Annotated in this window: 18 protein-coding genes; 16 read left to right on the top strand and 2 right to left on the bottom strand. The window is 67.6% G+C overall.

Going from position 1 to position 17,705, the window contains the following annotated elements; all coding sequences use genetic code 11:
• Positions 1–172 precede the first annotated feature (172 nt).
• From ACWEKS_RS27350 to ACWEKS_RS27390, 9 genes are all read left to right on the top strand, one after another.
• Positions 173–1,495, top strand: a complete 1,323-nt coding sequence (locus tag ACWEKS_RS27350) for a DUF222 domain-containing protein (protein ID WP_452342767.1) — start codon at positions 173–175, stop codon at positions 1,493–1,495.
• Between the two features lie 302 nt (positions 1,496–1,797).
• Complete coding sequence (locus ACWEKS_RS27355) at positions 1,798–2,340, top strand: YaeQ family protein (RefSeq protein WP_452342711.1); 543 nt, start codon at positions 1,798–1,800, stop codon at positions 2,338–2,340.
• Between the two features lie 179 nt (positions 2,341–2,519).
• Entirely contained in the window at positions 2,520–3,125 is a 606-nt protein-coding gene (locus ACWEKS_RS27360) for a L,D-transpeptidase family protein (RefSeq protein WP_452342712.1), read from the top strand.
• Between the two features lie 284 nt (positions 3,126–3,409).
• Positions 3,410–4,135, top strand: coding sequence for a response regulator transcription factor (locus tag ACWEKS_RS27365; RefSeq protein ID WP_452342768.1), 726 nt, complete (start codon positions 3,410–3,412; stop codon positions 4,133–4,135).
• 105 nt (positions 4,136–4,240) lie between these two features.
• On the top strand, positions 4,241–4,777 hold the full coding sequence (ectA, locus tag ACWEKS_RS27370; RefSeq protein ID WP_452342713.1) for a diaminobutyrate acetyltransferase: 537 nt from the start codon (positions 4,241–4,243) through the stop codon (positions 4,775–4,777).
• Positions 4,774–6,048 carry a diaminobutyrate--2-oxoglutarate transaminase gene (gene ectB, locus ACWEKS_RS27375; RefSeq protein ID WP_452342714.1) on the top strand — a complete coding sequence of 425 codons (1,275 nt, stop codon included), beginning with the start codon at positions 4,774–4,776 and terminating at the stop codon, positions 6,046–6,048. The genes ectA and ectB overlap by 4 nt, the downstream gene beginning before the upstream one ends.
• Before the next feature lies 1 nt (position 6,049).
• Complete coding sequence (locus ACWEKS_RS27380) at positions 6,050–6,439, top strand: ectoine synthase (protein WP_379388996.1); 390 nt, start codon at positions 6,050–6,052, stop codon at positions 6,437–6,439.
• Between the two features lie 9 nt (positions 6,440–6,448).
• Positions 6,449–7,333 (top strand): ectoine hydroxylase, encoded by an 885-nt coding sequence (thpD, locus tag ACWEKS_RS27385; protein WP_452342715.1) that lies wholly within the window; start codon positions 6,449–6,451, stop codon positions 7,331–7,333.
• A gap of 287 nt (positions 7,334–7,620) precedes the next feature.
• Complete coding sequence (locus tag ACWEKS_RS27390; RefSeq protein ID WP_452342769.1) at positions 7,621–8,700, top strand: calcium:proton antiporter; 1,080 nt, start codon at positions 7,621–7,623, stop codon at positions 8,698–8,700.
• 6 nt (positions 8,701–8,706) lie between these two features.
• Here ACWEKS_RS27390 and ACWEKS_RS27395 read toward each other — a convergent pair whose 3' ends face one another.
• Positions 8,707–9,108: a hypothetical protein gene (locus tag ACWEKS_RS27395; protein ID WP_452342716.1), complete on the bottom strand. Its 402-nt coding sequence runs from the start codon at positions 9,106–9,108 to the stop codon at positions 8,707–8,709.
• A gap of 346 nt (positions 9,109–9,454) precedes the next feature.
• On the opposite strand from ACWEKS_RS27395, the gene ACWEKS_RS27400 reads away from it, so the two are divergent.
• Complete coding sequence (locus tag ACWEKS_RS27400; protein ID WP_452342717.1) at positions 9,455–10,771, top strand: alpha/beta hydrolase; 1,317 nt, start codon at positions 9,455–9,457, stop codon at positions 10,769–10,771.
• Between the two features lie 12 nt (positions 10,772–10,783).
• Here the strand turns inward: ACWEKS_RS27400 and ACWEKS_RS27405 are convergent, their stop codons facing one another.
• Positions 10,784–11,728: an oxygenase MpaB family protein gene (locus ACWEKS_RS27405; protein WP_452342718.1), complete on the bottom strand. Its 945-nt coding sequence runs from the start codon at positions 11,726–11,728 to the stop codon at positions 10,784–10,786.
• A 151-nt stretch (positions 11,729–11,879) separates the two neighbouring features.
• Here ACWEKS_RS27405 and ACWEKS_RS27410 point away from each other — a divergent pair, with 151 nt between their 5' ends.
• The 6 genes from ACWEKS_RS27410 (at position 11,880) to ACWEKS_RS27435 (ending at position 17,660) form a co-directional block, all read left to right on the top strand.
• Positions 11,880–12,524 (top strand): TetR/AcrR family transcriptional regulator, encoded by a 645-nt coding sequence (locus tag ACWEKS_RS27410; protein ID WP_452342719.1) that lies wholly within the window; start codon positions 11,880–11,882, stop codon positions 12,522–12,524.
• Positions 12,525–12,626: 102 nt separating this feature from the next.
• A complete protein-coding gene (locus tag ACWEKS_RS27415; RefSeq protein WP_452342720.1) occupies positions 12,627–12,911 on the top strand; it encodes a hypothetical protein in 285 nt (94 codons plus the stop codon).
• Between the two features lie 157 nt (positions 12,912–13,068).
• Complete coding sequence (locus ACWEKS_RS27420) at positions 13,069–14,430, top strand: cytochrome P450 (RefSeq protein ID WP_452342721.1); 1,362 nt, start codon at positions 13,069–13,071, stop codon at positions 14,428–14,430.
• Positions 14,427–15,329: an alpha/beta fold hydrolase gene (locus ACWEKS_RS27425; RefSeq protein WP_452342722.1), complete on the top strand. Its 903-nt coding sequence runs from the start codon at positions 14,427–14,429 to the stop codon at positions 15,327–15,329. The genes ACWEKS_RS27420 and ACWEKS_RS27425 overlap by 4 nt, the downstream gene beginning before the upstream one ends.
• Positions 15,313–16,170: an SDR family NAD(P)-dependent oxidoreductase gene (locus ACWEKS_RS27430; protein ID WP_452342723.1), complete on the top strand. Its 858-nt coding sequence runs from the start codon at positions 15,313–15,315 to the stop codon at positions 16,168–16,170. Before ACWEKS_RS27425 ends, ACWEKS_RS27430 begins: the two co-directional genes overlap by 17 nt.
• Entirely contained in the window at positions 16,167–17,660 is a 1,494-nt protein-coding gene (locus ACWEKS_RS27435; protein WP_452342724.1) for a flavin-containing monooxygenase, read from the top strand. Before ACWEKS_RS27430 ends, ACWEKS_RS27435 begins: the two co-directional genes overlap by 4 nt.
• Positions 17,661–17,705: the final 45 nt, after the last annotated feature.

Genomic DNA, 17,705 nt, shown 5'->3' on the forward strand with positions numbered 1-17,705 from the left:
AATTAGGTACTAATGGATAGTGGGGGCGCGGTAGAATTAGTGCATGGGAATCAAGGGGGAGACACTCGACAGCTGTGGCATCGCTGATGTCGATGCTGCGGTGCGGTCTCTTTCGGGTTCGCTGCTGCACGGAGATATGAATCAGTTCTCCGATGACGATGTCGTGGAGTTGATGCAGCGGTTGGAGAGCTGTAAGAGGCAGCTGTCGGCGCTGGATTCACGGCTGATCATCGAGGCGATGGATCGGTCGCTGCCGGACCGCAGCGGGGCCGGTGATCCGGTGCCGTTTCTGCGGCAGACGCTGGGGTTGTCGCGGTATGACGCATCGGTGCGGGTGAAGATCACCAGGCAGTGCGGGGAGTTTCGGCAGCTCACGGGGCATCTGCGGCCGCCGGTGTTGGCGGTGGCGGCGGAAGCCTATGAGGCGGGCGATATTTCACGCGATCACGTGCGGAACATCGTGGAGGTGATGACGCATCTGCCCAAGGAGATCGATGCGGGCACTCGCGACAGGACCGAGCGGATTCTCGTCGACTATTCCCGCGAAGGCTGGCCGGACGATCTGCCGAGGATCGGGCGGGAGATCCTGGCCCGGGTCGACCCGGACGGGACGATCACCAGCGATGCCGATCGGAAGCGGCGGCGCGGGATCGTGGTGTGCCGTCCGGGCGTGAATGGCATGTCCTGGATCGAGGGGTGGATCACTCCCGAGCTGCGGGCATTGCTGGATGCGGTGCTGGCCAAGTTCGGACGCCCGGGCATGTGCAATATCGAGGACGCTGAAAGTCCCGCTGCCGGTGCCGGATCCATCGACACCGATGTGCTGGAGGCCGCGGCGCGTCGTGACCGCCGTGACTCGGCGCAGCGTACGCACGATGCGCTGTTCGCGTTGTTGCAGCCGGGCGTGGACCCGGGCAAGCTCGGCTCCCACCGGGGTTTGCCGGTGGAGGCGATCATCACCATGAGCCTGGCCGATCTCGAGCGCGCGGCCGGGGTTGCCACCACCGCGTCGGGTGGACACGTCTCGATCAATGAGGCTCTGAAGCTGGCCGAGGGCACGAAGCCGGTGCTGGCGGTGCTCGATGGTGACGGAATGCCCTTGTACCTGGGGCGGTCTCGCCGCCTGGCCAACTCGGCTCAGCGGCTGGCGCTCATTGCTCGCGATAAGGGATGCACTCGTCCGGGGTGCGATGCGCCTGCTTCGATGTGCGCGGTGCACCACATCGTCGACTGGGCTGATGGCGGACTCACCGACCTGAACAACCTTGCGCTGGCTTGCGATCACTGCCATGCGTTGGTCAATGACAGCGCCGATGGTTGGAAAACTGTTGTGATGGGCAAGGATTCGACGTATCGCGGGCGGTGTGGGTGGATTGCGCCCAAGAGGATTGATCCTTCGGGCACTGCTCGGGTCAATCAGAGACATCACGCTGGGGAGTTGGTCGCCAGCTCCATCGTTTCCAGTTGCTCGAGGTGGGGTCCTCGGGTTGCATGACACCCGGCTGCTCGTGTGCTGCTGGCGTGCGCAGGGAACGGGGAAGTGTGGTTGCGCCGCCTGCGCTACCGGACTTGGGCTGACGCCGGGCCGGGAGCCGTGACTTACATTCCGGCCCACGGACTGCACGGATCGCATTTTAGAGACGACCCACGAAGAGAATCCGAATCGTTCGTCTGCGGTGGGTCGAGTCCGGACCGTTCGTCTGCCGTGGGTGGGGTCCGAGCGGTTGGTTGGTTGGCGTGTGTGGAGTCTGAACCGGTTGTGGGCGGGGGTGGGGTGGGCTTTAGGCTGCTGGGACTATGGCCCTGAACGCGACTCTCTACAACGTGAATGTGCAGTTGGCTGATGTGGATCGGGGGGTCTACGAGGAGTTGGAGTTGCGGGTTGCGCGGCATCCTTCCGAGACCGGGGAGTACATGTTGACTCGGATGCTGGCCTATTGCTTGGAGTATGAAGAGGGAATCGCGTTCAGTGATGGTGGGGTCTCTTCCACCGATGAGCCGCCGGTTCTCATCCGCGACCTCACCGGCCGCCTCACCACCTGGATCGACGTGGGCGCCCCGGACGCCGACCGCATCCACCGCGCCAGCAAACTGGCCGACCGTGTAGCCATCTACACCCATCGAGACCCCGCAAAAGTTCTCGCCCAACTCGCCGGCAAACGCATCCACCAGGCCGACCAGATCCCCCTCTACGCCTTCGACCGATCCTTCATCGACGCCGCCACCGCCCTCCTCGACCGCCGCAACACCCTCACGCTCTCGGTCACAGACCGCCATCTCTACCTGGACCTGAACGGCACCTCTCTCTCGGCCCCCATCGAAGAACACTCCCTCGCCTAACCCCCGCCGACAGGCCGAGCGACCCGAATTCCACCCCGGGCTTCATGCGACCCGAGCACGCCATCTCAGGCAAACTGGCAACCACGATGCGTCGAACCTGTCCCCGCTCAGCGATCGCAGCCCTGGCCGTCATAGCCCTGGCTGTGGCCGGCTGCGCTCAGCAGCACTCCCAGCCTCCGGTGGAACAGCCCACGTACACCGGTCCGGCCAATCAGCTCATCACCGTCACCGCCGATTCCCCCACCGCCACCACCGCCACCCTCACCGCCTGGGATCGCGATGGCACACAATGGGTTCGAGCGATCGGCCCCCTGCACGCCGACGTGGGTGCGCAAGGCATCGGGCCCACCAGCGAATCGGCCACCCGTTCCCCGGCCGGAATCTGGACGCTGACAGAGGCTTTCGGCATCTCAGCCAACAACGGCACCAGACTCCCGTATCGCCGAGTGACACCATCGGATTGGTGGGTCTCCGACACCAGATCGCCGTTCTACAACACCCACTACACCTGTGCCCCCGGCACCTGCCCGTTCGATGAGTCCGCGGGTGAGGACCTGGGTACGGCCGGTCCCGCCTACGATCACGCCGTCGTCATCGACTACAACCGCTCTCCGGTCGTCGCCGGCGCGGGTTCGGCGTACTTCCTCCACGTCGGAGACGGCACCCCGACCGCGGGCTGCGTAGCGCTTCCAGGCGCGGATCTGGACCGCGTGATGCGCTGGCTGGACCCCGCCCAGGGGCCGGTCATCGACATCGAGGTCCGGGATCGCCCGGCGAACTCCTGATTCGGCGAAACCTCTGTGCAGGTTCTCACAATGTCGCAAATGCGACCGAAGTGGCTTTGACGTGCGCAAATGCGGAAGCATGGCGGTGCCATTCGGTATTTCCCCCGCCTGACCGGTAGCAATCCGCGTGATGTGCATCAGCTATCGGCTCGCATACCTGGGATGGCCTGATGTTTCGTTCAACTAAGGTTCGGGTATTCGACCTAGTCGAACACGATCACCGCAGCTCGGTGATTGTCCGCTGGACGTGTTCGCGGCGTCCTTCGGACGAAAGGATATGGATGATGGGCGCGAGCCTGATGATCGTGGGGGACGACTACCGGGTCCGCAGCGCCCTGCGGGCGGCGATGGAAGGGGAGGGCTACGAGGTCGCCGAGGCAGGCGCGGCCGAGGTGGCCCTGGAGCGGCTGCGCAATCACGGCGCGCCGGATGTGATGATCGTGGACCTGCTGGTGGGCGAGATGGATGCCTTCACCTGTATTCGCGAGGTGCGGCGCGCGCACGAGGTGCCGATCATGGTGGTCAGCGCCAGCGCGGACACCCACGATGTGGTCGCGGCGCTGGAGGCGGGCGCCGATGATTTCGTGACCAAGCCGTTCGAGCTCAAGGAGATCAGCGCGCGCATGCGGGCGCTGCGGCGGCGGCCGCACCTGGGCGGGCTGCCGGAGGATCCGGCGGCCGAGCCGCCGGTAGAGATCATCCTGGACTCCGATGATGCTGCGCCGCTGGTGCTTTCGCCCGATGGTGGCGTGGCGCGCCGGGGCGAGGAGCAGATTCCGTTGACCGTCACCGAGTTTCGCCTGCTGTGTGAACTCGCGGCCAATCCCGGCCGGGTCCTCAGCCGCACCCTGCTGCTCGAACGAGCTTGGGATGAAGGCTTCTTCGGTGACGAGCGGCTGGTCGACGTCCATGTCCGCCGGCTGCGCACGAAGATCGAGACGGACCCGTCGGAGCCGCGCATCGTGGTGACGGTGCGCGGCCTCGGATATCGCCTCGATATGCCGCGATAGGCGAATTCGCGGGTGTGCGAGGCCCGCGGAGTCATGGGATCGTCATGAGATCGCAATGAGTTCGCATGGAAGACCTCAAAACTTCACCGTCAGGCTGAAGTGGTCATGCAGATCCAAATCAGCAAATTTGACGCGATATCCCAGCGAACCATCCAGATCCGGGAGCCGGTGCTCGCCGACGGCGCACCAATGTGGCGCATTGCGGAGGACTCCCGGGTCCTCGACACCAACTCCAGCTATGCCTATCTGCTGTGGTGCCGCGATTTCGCGGATACCTCGATCGTCGCTGAAATAGACGGCGAGATAGCCGGATTCGTCATCGGCTACACCAGGCCCGCATGGCCGCACATCCTATTCGTCTGGCAGGTGGCGGTCGATCAGCCCCATCGTGGGCACGGCCTGGGCGTCGACATGCTCGACGCGCTGCTGGAAAGTGCCGCGGCGCGCGGAGTCACGCAGCTCGAGACCACCATTGCCCCCGACAATCCGGCCTCGGTCGCCATGTTCGCCTCGCTGGCCCGCCGTCGTGGCGCGGCCCTGACCCGCACCACATTGTTCACGGCGGATCAGTTTCCCGGCGGGCATCAGCCCGAGGACCTCTACCGCATCGCACCGGTCACCACTCAGGAGGAATGGCGATGACTAGCCCCGATATGACGGTTTTCGCGGATCTCGAGTCGAATGTGCGCGGCTACTGCCGTTCCTGGCCGACGGTCTTCGACACCGCGTCCGGCGCCTGGCTCCGCGACGAGTCCGGCCGGGAGTACCTGGATTTCTTCGCCGGCGCGGGCGCGCTCAACTACGGCCACAACAATCCCGTGCTGAAGCAGTCGCTGCTCGAGTACATCGCGGGCGACGGCCTCACCCACGGGCTCGACATGTCCACCGTCGCCAAGCGTGATCTGCTGCAGTCGCTGCGCGACCGGATCCTGAAGCCGCGCGGCCTGGACTACAAGGTGCAGTTCCCCGGGCCCACCGGCGCGAACGCGGTGGAGGCCGCGCTCAAACTGGCCCGCAAGGTGACCGGCTGCACCGAGATCCTCAACTTCACCAACGCTTTTCACGGTATGACGCTGGGCGCCCTGTCGGTCACCGGCAATGCCGCCAAGCGGGCAGGCGCGGGCGTGCCGCTGCAGCACGCCACCTCGATGCCCTTCGACGGGTATCTGTCCGGCGCGGACGATGATTCGTTCGAATGGATGGAGCGCGTCCTCGACGATGCCTCCTCCGGCCTGGACAGCCCGGCCGCCGTGATCGTCGAAACCGTCCAGGGCGAGGGCGGAGTCAACCTCGCGAGCGTGCAGTGGCTGCGCAAGCTGGCCGGATTGTGTTCCGCCCGTGAGATTCTGCTGATCGTCGACGACGTGCAGATGGGCTGCGGCCGCACCGGACCGTTCTTCTCCTTCGAAATGGCCGGTATCACACCGGATATCGTCACGCTGTCCAAGTCGATCGGCGGCTACGGCCTGCCGATGGCTCTGGTGCTGTTCAAGCCGGAACTGGACCTGTGGAAGCCGGGCGAGCACAACGGCACCTTCCGCGGCAACAACCCGGCCTTCGTCACCGCCCGTGCGGCGCTGGAGCATTACTGGGCCGACGACGCCCTGGAGGCCGCCACCCGGGCCAAGGGCGAGCGCATCGACCGTGCCCTGACGGGCATGTCCGCGGCCTTCGACGGTGTCGGCGCGCGCGGGCGTGGTCTGGTGCACGGCCTGGTCTTCGACGACGCCTCGCAGGCGGAGAAGGTCTGTGCCGCCGCCTTCCAGCGCGGGCTGCTGGTGGAGACCTCCGGTCCCGAGGACGAGGTGGTGAAACTGCTTCCGCCGCTGACCATTACCGACTCCGAGCTCGATCACGGCCTGGAGCTGCTGGCCGCCTCACTGGATGCCGTCAGCGGCGGGCGGGGGCGCTGACATGATCGTGCGCACCACCGCCGAGATCACCGGCACCGATCGGGACGTCGCGGGCCCGGGCTGGCGCAGCAAGCGCATCGTGCTCGGCGGCGACCGGGTCGGGTTCTCGTTCCACGAGACCACCATCGACGCCGAGACCGTCCACGAATTCCATTACCAGCACCACATCGAGGCCGTCTGGCTGGTCGAGGGCGAGGGCACCCTGGTCGATCTCGACCACGGCACCACCTACGAGCTGGGCCCCGGCTCGATGTATCTGCTGAACGGCCATGAACGGCACCGCCTCTTCGCCCGCACCCGGATGCGCATGCTCTGCGTGTTCAATCCGCCGGTGACCGGGCAGGAGGTGCACGACGAGCACGGTGTGTACCCGCTCGTCGCCGTCGACTAGGAGTTTCGAATGACTGTGTCCGACGACGGAAGAATCGATCGCTATCGCACCCGCACGGTGGTCGGCACCCCGCCGATCGAGCGTGACGACCCGACGGTGTGGGGTGAGATCGGCAGCCATGCCCTCGCCGATTTCGACGACAACGGCTACGCCGTGGTCGACAGCCTGCTCGATCCGTACGAGGTCGGTGCGGTCGCGGCCGAAATCCAGCGGCTGACCGGCGATCCCGACCTCGTGCTGGACGAGCGCGTGATCATCGAGCGCGAGTCGCACCGGGTGCGTTCCCTGTTCGAGGTGCACCGGCTCAGCGCCATGATCGCGGATCTGGTGCGCGAGGAGCGGATTGCCGGTCTGGCGCGCGAGATTCTCGGGTCCGAGGTCTATCTGCATCAGACCCGGGTGAACTACATGCCCGGGTTCACCGGCACCGGCTTCTACTGGCACTCCGACTTCGAGACCTGGCACGCCGAGGACGGCATGCCGACGCCGCGGGCGGTGAGCCTGTCGATCGCGCTGTCCGACAACTACCCGTTCAACGGCAGCCTCATGGTCATGCCGGGCTCGCATCGCACTTTCGTCCCCTGTCAGGGTGAGACGCCGGCCGATCATCACCGGGTTTCCCTGCGCGGTCAGGAGATCGGCGTCCCGTCGCAGGCGGCCATCACGGATCTGGCCGGGAAGCACGGCATTACGCAGTTCACCGGGCGGGCGGGTTCGGCGTTGCTGTTCGACTCGAATCTCATGCACGGGTCGGCGGGCAATATCACGCCGTTCCCGCGCTCGAATCTGTTCCTGGTGTTCAACAGTGTCGAGAACACGCTGCTCGATCCCTATGCCGCGCCGCATCCGCGGCCGGAGTACCTCGCGAGCCGGGACTTCACCCCCCTGGTGTGAATGGGGGAGTTGCAGAGGGTTTCGTCTCGTATGCCGATGTCGTTCCATGTGGGTGCGATCACATATTTCTCGGATCGGCAGTCTGAGCTGGCGATATGTCTGAGCTGACCATGCTCGATGGAACGACAATGGTTCATTGTGATTGTGGAACGTTGCATCGTACCTCTATGGTTTGACGTGGGTCGAACATCGGGCACGCGCCGGTCGACCAGCGCGTGCCCGGTCGATTCGGCTGCGTCCGAGGGATTTCCGCGCTCGTCGAATCCCGTGACCCTGAGGAACCTTTGCTGCTGGACAAGATTCGCTGGACCGTAGTCGTTCCCCTGCTCGCGGTGATGATGCTCGCCGGGGTGTGGGGCCGGGAATTGTCGCTGCTGGCCGACATCCCGGTATTCGCTCTCCTGCTGGCGGCGGTACTGGCCGCGGTGCATCACGCCGAGGTCGTCGCGCATCGCGTCGGCGAGCCGTTCGGCGCGCTGGTGCTGGCCATTGCGGTGACCATCATCGAGGTCGGACTCATTCTGACGCTGATGGTTTCGGCCGGGGACAAGGCCGCGCCACTGGCCCGCGACACCGTGTTCGCAGCGGTCATGATCACCTGCAATGGCATCTTCGGAATGGCGTTGCTGGTGGGGGCGTTGCGGCGGCGGGTCGCGGTCTTCAATGCGGAGGGCACGGGTGCGGCGCTGGCCACGGTCGCGACCCTGGCCACGCTGAGCCTGGTGCTGCCGACCTTCACGACCAGCGAACCCGGACCGCACTTCTCGCCCGCCCAGCTGGCCTTCGCGGCTGTCGCCTCACTGGTGCTCTACGGCTGCTTCATCGCCATGCAGACCGTGCGGCACAAAGAGGATTTCCTCCCGGTGGAGCCCGGCACCGACGACGAGGACGAGCACGCGGAGCGGCCGAGTGCGCGCCGCGCGTGGATCAGCGGCGGACTGCTGATCGCCGCTCTGGTCGGGGTGGTCGGTCTGGCGAAGGCGGTGTCCCCGGCCATCGAATCCGGTGTCGACGCAGCGGGGCTGCCGCGCTCGGCGGTCGGCGTGGTGATCGCAATGCTGGTCCTGCTGCCCGAGGCGCTGGCCGCCGTGCGTGCCGCGCGCGGCGGGCGGGTTCAGGTCGGTCTGAATCTGGCGCTGGGCTCGGCCATGGCCAGCATCGGCCTCACGATTCCGGCCATCGCGGTCGCCTCGATCTGGCTGGACACCCCGCTGTTGCTCGGTCTGGGCGCGACCGAAATGGTGCTGCTGGCAATAACAGTGGTCGTCGGCATGCTCACCGTGGTGCCCGGCCGCGCCACCCTGCTGCAGGGCACGGTGCACCTCTCGCTCTTCGCGGCGTTCGGTTTTCTCGCGGTCGCGCCGTAGGAACGCCTACTCCGCAGTCCCCTCGCCGACCTTGCGCCGGAACCGCCGGCTCCGGCGCTCCTCGCTGTCCGCCGCCTGCTCACCCTCGGGCGCCCGCCGCCGCACGGCCCGCCGCTCCCGCTGCACGGCCTCCTCCAGCAACTGCAACATGGGCACCTCGGCAAGCGCGTCCTTCGTTGCAGCATGATCGACATCGCTGCGCGTGATGAGCCCGGCAGCGATCAACCCCTCCACCGGATTCACCCCGTAGGCCCGCGCCAGCTCGATCACCGTGTCCGCCACCGGCGGATCCGACTCCTCCAAATGTCGCTTGATCCTGGGCCCATTGCTGTCCAGCTTCTCCGCAATGGCCCGGGTACTGGCACCCCGGGTCACCGCCCGCTTCCAAGCATCGAACGCTTGCCTCATCGCATCACCCTCGGCTCGATCGGCCCGCACGCCAAACCCCGAGCCTATCGAATCCGGTCGATTATGTTCAATCACGCAACACTGGCGTTTCACCCAGGACCGTCACCGCCGGCTGCCCGATAGTCCCGTAGGGGGAGCGGCGGGTGGCACCGTGGGGTGACGCGGGTCGGTGTTCGGGGTTTCTACGTTCGGCGGTGTGAAGACAATAATTCGCGTTGGGGCGGCGGTGGGGCTCGCAGTGATGGTGTCGTCTGTGCTCGTCGGCTGCCGGTCGGATTCGAGCTCGGGCATCGAGTGGGCCGCGTGTCAGGGGGTGGGGGTCGATTCGCGGCAGGAGTGCGCGACGGTGTCGGTGTTACTCGACTACGAGCATCCGGAGGGGGAGCGGGTTTCCCTTGCGGTGTCGCGGATTCGGAGTGCGCATCCGGAGCATCGGCGTGGGGTGTTGCTGCTCGTACCGGGCGGGCCGGGTGGCAGCGGGCTGAATCTGCCGTCCACCGCGGGGCAGACGCTGCCGGAGTCGGTGCGGGACGAGTACGACCTGATCGGGTTCGATCCGCGCGGGCTCGGAGCGAGCACCGCGGCGAATTGCCATCTCGCGCAGCAGGATATGGCGACGGAGCGGCTGCGGCCGTGGCCGGACGCCAACGGCGGGATCGCGGAGAATGTGGCGATCGAGCGGCGGGTGGCCGAGGCGTGCGTGCGGGATGGGGGTGCGTTGGTGCGGTCGATCGGGAGCCGGACCGAGGCGCGGGACATCGACCGGATCCGGGAAGCGCTGGGGGAACAGCGGATCGCGGCGTGGGGAACGTCCTATGGGACATATGTACTGTCGGTGTACGCCACCCTCTTCGGGGAGCACACGGATCGGATCCTGCTGGACAGCAATGATGATCCGGATCCCGAGCGGGTCGAGCGGACCTGGCTGGGGAATTCCGCCGTCGGTGCGGAGGATCGGTTTCCGGACTTCGCGCGGTGGGCGGCGACCGAGGGGAATCCGGACCGGGTGGTGGAGACGCCCGAGGCGGTGCGGGACCAGTTCCTCACGCTGGCGGCGCGATTGGATCGCGCACCGTTGCCGTGGCCGGGTGCCGAGACCGCGGCATTGAGCGGCAACGGATTACGGCAGATCCTGCTCGACGGACTAGCCAAGGATCAGCGGTTTCCCTATGTCGCCCAGGTGATCAATGCCGCGCTGCGCTCGGACGCCCTGCCTGCCGCGCGGCCCTCCCCGCCGGAGCCCGTGGCCCAGGCGTCGACCGCGGTCATGGTGGCGACCCTGTGTAATGACGTGGCCTGGCCGACGTCGGCGGACGACTATGCGACCGCCGTAGCCGCGGATCGAGCCCGATACCCGCTCACCGCGGGCATGCCGCGCGGCCTCTCCCCGTGCGCGTTCTGGCCATATCCGGTCGCGCCACGCACAGTCGTTACCGCGTCCGGACCGTCGAATGTGCTGCTGCTGCAGAATCTCCGGGATCCGCAGACCCCGTACAGCGGCGCGTTGCACTTGCGGCAGGCGTTCGGTGACCGTGCCCGGATGGTGGCGGTCGACGGCGGTGGGCACGGCGTGTATCCCTCGCCGGTCGCCTGCGCGAACGATGCCGTCGAGCGTTTCCTGCGCGACGGCACCCGTCCGGACCAGGACCTCACCTGCCGATGAAGTCGCATCTAATCAGCTTGCGGCAGGGACGGTTCGGTGCCCTCGACGGCCGTAGAGCTCGCGGGCGGCGGTCGGTGTGACCGTTTCGAGCCGGGCCGGGGCCTCCGCCTTCAGGTGCTGTTCCAGGATCTGCCCCGCCATCGGCGCGATGATCGGGGCGGCCATGATCAGACCCGCCTTGTCGAAGAGCGAGGACAGCCAGACCAGGACGCGCGCAGCGGGTCTCACCAGCAGGTCGACAATGCCCGGGCGGTCGAACTGGCCGAGCTTGCGCATCCACTTGGGCAGCGTCGCAATCGAGGCGAACGACAGCAGGCGTGCACCGATTGCGTACGTCCAGCCCGCGCCGTGGCGCGGCGAGGTGAACAGCAGCTGCCGCATGCCGTCCTGGGCGCGCTCCGAAGTACACAGGCGCGCACGGACATTCGCGAAATACTCCTGCACGCCCTCGCGCGTGACCGGTACTTCCTCGGGCTTGCAGGTCTGCAGCTCGGCCGCGATCCGGCACTCCTGCCAGTAGCGGGCCTCCTCCTCGGGAGTCAGTCCGGGCCCGAACATTTCGTAGGCCTTGAGTACCGAGTGCCAGCCGGTGATGTGGATCCACAGCTGGGTTTCGGGGGAATTGGCGCTGTAGCGCTGCCCGCTGATCGGCTCGATGCCCGTGTTCTCGGCATGCACCGTCATCAGGTGCTCGGAGGCCTGGATGGCCGTGCGGGAATCGCCGATGGCCACGATCAGGAAGTACGCGAAGGTGGCGTCGAGGCGGTGGCGGGGCTCGGAGTAGATCTTGCCGGTGTCGGCCACGGCCGCGGTCAGGAACGGATCGAAGTGCTCGAGGGTCACCGCCCGCTGGAAGCCGATCACCGCGGTGGGTGCGGTCCACACCTTCCAGCTCGGCGAATCCGGGCCGAAGAAGCCGTAGTCATCGCGGCGGAGAGTGGTCGGATCGAAGGTCACTGGGGCTCCTCTGCAGGCTCGATCCCATGGAATACAACGCCACCGTAGCAATTGTGGTCGCCGAATACAACGGGGTCGTAGCTTTAGCCCGGACAGGCACGTGACCTCGCTATCCGGGATGACAGAATGGGCCGGTGAAGGTGGAGCGGCAGTGAGCAAACCCCGTGTGACGGCAGACCGGCCGCGGCGGCGCTATGCGCCCCGCCTGCCCCCGGACGAACGCCGGGCCCAGCTGCTCGACGCCGCGTTCGCCGTACTCGAGCAGGCCGAGCTGCACGAGCTGAGCATGGAGGCCGTCGCCGCCGAGGCTGGTGTCGGCAAGCCCGTGCTGTACACGGTCTTCAAGACCCGCGCGGAGCTGGTCGCCGCGCTGCTCGAACGCGAACGCGAGCGCGCCCTGGAGCAGGTCGCCGACACCCTGCCCACCGACCTGCTCGGCGCGGACCCGGTCGTCGCCGCCTCCGCCACGGTCGAGGCGTTCGTCGATGTCGCCCTGCGTAATCCGACCCGCTGGCGACTGCTGCTCGCGGGCCCGGGCAATGCCCCCGACGAATATCGCGAGGCCATCCGCAGCTCCCGCGCCGGCATCTTCGACCGAGCCGAGGCGCTGGTCCGGATGGGTCTGATCGCCGATCCGCGCTGGGCCGGAATCGATTCCGGCCTACTGACGAACTCACTGCTGACTATCGCCGAAATGCTCGGCCGCCTGGCCGTCAGCGAACCGGACGCCTATCCCCGCGAGCGCATCGAAGGCTTCGTCCAGGCCATCGTCCACCTGCTGGTCGGCACCCGCTGACCCTGCCTTTGGGTAACCGGCGGCGCAACATTGACGCGATCCATACGGCGACTCGCCGATGTGCGCGTGCGGAACTCGGGCGGGCGGGCCTACTATGCCCGCATGACGGTCGGCACTGACCTGCCCAAACCCGATGCACTCTTCGATCTCGACGTCTGGCTACATCGTTGGCCGGCCAGTGTGTACGCCACCGAACTGCATTACGGCGTACTGGTTTTCACCGGCTGCGACCAGTTCGATGAGCGTGACGTGGAGATCGCTCGACGGACATATCCGGGGCGGCGCATCCTCATCGACGACACCGGCAAGCTCCAGGTGCATCCGGCGGGGGAGGGCCCGCCGATCTCGATCTTCGATCCCGCTCACCCGTTGCGGTCGGCGCAGTAGTCGACCTCTCCTGGCGGCGTTCCGGTCGTCGCGCCGACCGGACTCGCTGAGGGCTGCCACCTGGCCCTCTCGCGTTCGGAACGTGACCCTTGCCACAGTCGGTACAGACGCGTACCGTGCTGGTGGTACGCAGATGTACCAGGCTGGGAGATGGCGCATGACCACAGTGACACTGCCCGACGGACCAACCACGCCGGCCTTCGTGCAGGGCATCGAGATCCTGGCCGGGCGCACCCGGGCCTGGCGTCGCCTGCACCAGCGCTACGGATCGGCGTTCATGGTCGCGATGCCCCGCTTCGGGCCCACACTCGTGCTGTCGGAACCGGCCGAGGTCAAGGCGCTGTTCACCACGCACACCGATCTGGTCGACAACATCGACGCCAACCTCGGCCAATTCCTCGGCCCCGGTTCGCTTTTCGCGCTGCGCGGGGAAGAGCACCGCAAGGAGCGCAAGCTGCTCACCCCGCCGTTCCACGGGCGACGGCTGGCGGTCTACGAATCGCTCATCGAGGAGGAGGCCGTCCGCGAGATGGCCGGCTGGCCGTCGGGGCGCGATTTCGCGACCATGGACTCGATGATGCGGATCACCCTCAACGTGATCCTGCGCGCGGTCTTCGGCGCGGAAGGCGCGGAATTCGACCAGCTGCGGGCGCTGCTGCCGAAACTGGTGCTGGTCGGGTCGGCGCTGGCGGCACTTCCGGTGCCGCGCAGGCTGTTCGGGCGCTTCGGGCCGTGGGAGCGGTTCGCCGCCTACCGCGCGCGGTACGACGAGATCGTCGGACGGCTCATCCGGCGCGCGGCCGCCGATCCGGAGCTGAGCGAGCGGGACGACGTGCTGGCCATGCTGCTGCAGGCCCGCTACGACGACGGTTCGGCCATGACGCACAGCGAGATCGCCGACGAACTGCTCACCCTGCTCACCGCCGGGCACGAGACCACCGCCACCTCGCTGGCCTGGACCGTCGAACGGCTGCGGCGGCATCCGGACATCCTGCGCCGCCTGGTCGAGGAGAACGACGCGGGCGGGTCCGCGCTGCGCGAGGCGACGCTGCTGGAGACCCAGCGGGTACGGCCGGTCATCGACGCCACCGCGCGCAAGGTGCGGACGGACTCGCTGCAACTGGGCCGGTGGACGCTGGCGCGCGGGCAGCACGTGATGGTGAGTATCCGGCTCATGCACGACAATCCGGAATTGTTCACCAACCCACGGGATTTCGATCCGGATCGGTTCGTCGGCGCCCGGCCGGGGACCTTCAGCTGGATTCCGTTCGGCGGTGGCGCGCGCCGGTGCATCGGGGCGGCCTTCGCGACCATGGAGATGAACGTGGTGCTGCGGGTGCTGTTGCGGGACTTCACACTCGAGACCACCGACGCGCCCGATGAGCGCGCGCACTTCCGCGGTGTCGCACTGGTTCCGGCGAAGAAGGGGCGGGCCGTCGTGTATCGGCGGGCACCGCGGCCGCCGGCGGTCGAGGCCGCCGAAACCAGTGTGGAGCGGGGCGCCGAGGTGACCGCATGAGCGAGCGGGTGGCCGAGGTCGGGCGGGGGATCACCCTCACCTACGAGCGGGAGGGAGCGGGCGTGCCGCTGCTGCTGATCGCCGGGCTCGGGCAGCAGAAACACGAATGGCACGACGGGCTGATCGGGCAGCTGGTGGTGCGCGGATACGACGTGGTGCGGTTCGACAATCGCGATGTGGGGACCTCCACGCACGCCGGGTTCCGGCCGCCGGGCGGGCTGGCGATGGCCCGCAAGCGCTGGGACCCACAGCAATACGATCTCGGGGACATGGCCCTCGACACCGTCGGGCTGCTCGACATCCTCGGCTGGCGGTCCGCGCACGTGGTCGGCATGTCGATGGGCGGGATGATCGCGCAGACCGTCGCGGCCCGCTATCCGGCTCGGGTGTCCTCGCTGACGTCGATCTTCTCGACGACCGGTGCGGCGCGGGTGGGGCGTCCCGCGCTGTCCACCTGGGCGCGCATGTTCCGCAAGCCCGCCGGGACCCGCGAGGAGCACCTGGACCGCGCGGTCGGCATGTACCGGCACATCGGCTCGGCGGGATATCCGTTCGACGAGGCCAGGATTCGCGCGACCGCGGGGACTACCTGGGACCGTGATCCGCGCCCGGCGGCGGGAGTGGGACGCCAGCTCGCCGGAATCATGAAGTCGGGCGACCGGACCGCCGAGGTGCGGACGATCACCGCGCCCACCCTCGTCCTGCACGGCGACCGCGACCGCATGGTGAACCCGACCGGCGGTAAGGTCACCGCCGCGGCGATCCGCGGCGCGCGCCTGCACACCCTCCCCGGCATGGGTCACGATCTGCCCGCGGCACTCTGGCCCACCTTCGCCGACCTCATCGACTCGCACATCCGCACCGCCGAATCCAGGAGTTCCGATGCCCCGAACCTCTAGGCCCCTGTCCGGCCACCCGGTCATGATCACCGGCGCGGCCTCCGGAATCGGGCGGGGACTGGCCCAATTGCTGTCTCGCCGTGGGTCGCCGGTGGCCATCGCGGATATCGATGCCGAGGGACTGAAGCAGACGGCGGCCTCCCTCAGCGGGCCGGTGCTGACCCGCGTGCTGGATGTGCGCGACGCGGCCGATCAGCTGGCCTTCGCCGACGAGGTGCGCGAGTGGCTGCCCGCGCCCCTGGCCGCGGTGTTCAACAATGCCGGGGTGGCGGTGTCCTCCTCGGTGCTCGACAGCGTGCCCGCGGACGACGAATGGTTGCGGCAGATCAACTTCGACGGGGTGGTGTACGGGACGCGCGCGTTCCTGCCGATCCTGGTCGAGCAGGGCAGCGGCGCCATCGTCAACACCTCCAGCGTGTTCGGGCTGGCGGGGATGCCGTATCAGAGTGCTTACTGCGCAGCGAAATTCGCGGTGCGCGGGTTCACCGATGCACTGCGGCAGGAACTTCGGGGCACGGGCGTCTCGGCGGTGACCGTGCATCCCGGCGGCATCCGGACCAATATCGCCCGCAACGGCCGGGTGCGCAAGGATCCCGAGGGCAAGGGCCGCACCCACGAGCAGATGGCCGCCGAGTTCGAGGCCATGACCATGACCACGCCGGAGCAGGCGGCCGAAATCATCTGCCGCGGAGTCGAACGCGGCAAGGCGCGCGTTCTCGTCGGACCCGATGCCTACCTGTTCGACACACTGGCGCGGGTGACCCCGACGCACTACTTCGACGTGCTGTCGGTCGTGATGGGCCTGGTGCGCGCCCGGGCCGCGAAGGGAGCGAAGCAATGACCGAACACGTGGACGTGCTGATCGTCGGGGCCGGGCTGTCGGGCATCGGGGCGGCGCATCATCTCCAGGACGCGTTCCCGGGACGCAGCTACGCCATTTTCGAGGCGCGCGAGGCCATGGGCGGGACCTGGGATCTGTTCCGGTACCCCGGGGTGCGGTCGGACTCGGATATGCACACCCTCGGGTACCGGTTTCGGCCGTGGGTGGCGGCGGAGGCCATCGCGGACGGGCCCGCCATTCTCGGCTACATTCGCCAGACGGCCGCCGATGCGGGGATCGATCGGCGAATTCGCTACGGGCACCGGGTGACCGGGGCCTCGTGGTCGTCGCAGGAGGCGCGCTGGACCGTCGGGTTCGAGCACGACAGGATGACCTCGACCATCACCTGCGACTTCCTCTACCTGTGCAGCGGCTACTACCGCTACGACGAGGGCTACACCCCCGAATTCGCCGGCATCGGCGACTTCCGCGGGCAGATCGTGCACCCGCAGCACTGGCCCGCCGAACTCGATTACGCCGGAAAGCGTGTCGTGGTGATCGGCAGCGGGGCGACCGCGGTCACGCTGGTGCCGGCCATGGCCGAGAACGCGGGGCACGTGACCATGCTGCAGCGGTCGCCGACCTACATCATGTCCGCGCCCAGCGTGGACGCCATCGCCACCAAGCTGCGCGGGTGGTTCGGGACGCGGCGGGCCTACGCCATCACGCGGTGGAAGAACGTCGCCGTCGGCACACTGATCTATCAGCTCAGCCAGCGGCGGCCGCAGATGATGCGCAAGTTCTTCCGGGACCTGACGATCAAGCAGCTGCCCGAGGGCTACGACGTCGACACGCATTTCAACCCGGCCTACAACCCGTGGGATCAGCGGCTGTGCCTGGTCCCGAACGGGGACCTGTTCCGGGCCATCCGCGACGGGCGGGCGTCGGTGGTGACCGATCGGATCGAGCGGTTCACCGCGGACGGGGTGAAGCTGCAATCCGGCGCCGAACTGTCCGCCGACATCGTGGTGACCGCCACCGGGCTGGACCTGCTGGCCCTCGGCGGTATCGGGCTCACTGTCGACGGGCGCGAGATCCAGCCGCCGGACACCATGGCCTACAAGGGCATGATGCTCAGCGGTGTGCCCAACTTCGCCTTCACCATCGGGTACACCAATGCGTCCTGGACGCTCAAGGCCGACCTGGTCGCGGAATTCGTGTGCCGGTTGTTGCGGCACATGGACATTCACGGATACTCCCAGGCCACGCCCTGGCCGGATCCGGCGGTGACCACCGCGCCGCTGATGGACTTCCAGGCCGGCTACGTGCTGCGGTCCATGGACCGCTTCCCCAAGGCCGGATCGCGCGCGCCGTGGCGGCTGGGCATGAACTACGCCCAGGATGTGATCACCCTGCGGCACGGGCGAATCGAGGACGGCACCATCCGCTTCGGCCGCCCGGCTCCTACTGCCGCCGCGGCCGAACGCGGTCCCGAACAGGTCACCGCCTGACCGGGGTGTGAGGTGACACCGCCGCCTGACCGGGTGCGAGTGGTA

The organism is Nocardia sp. NPDC004711, assembly GCF_053601595.1.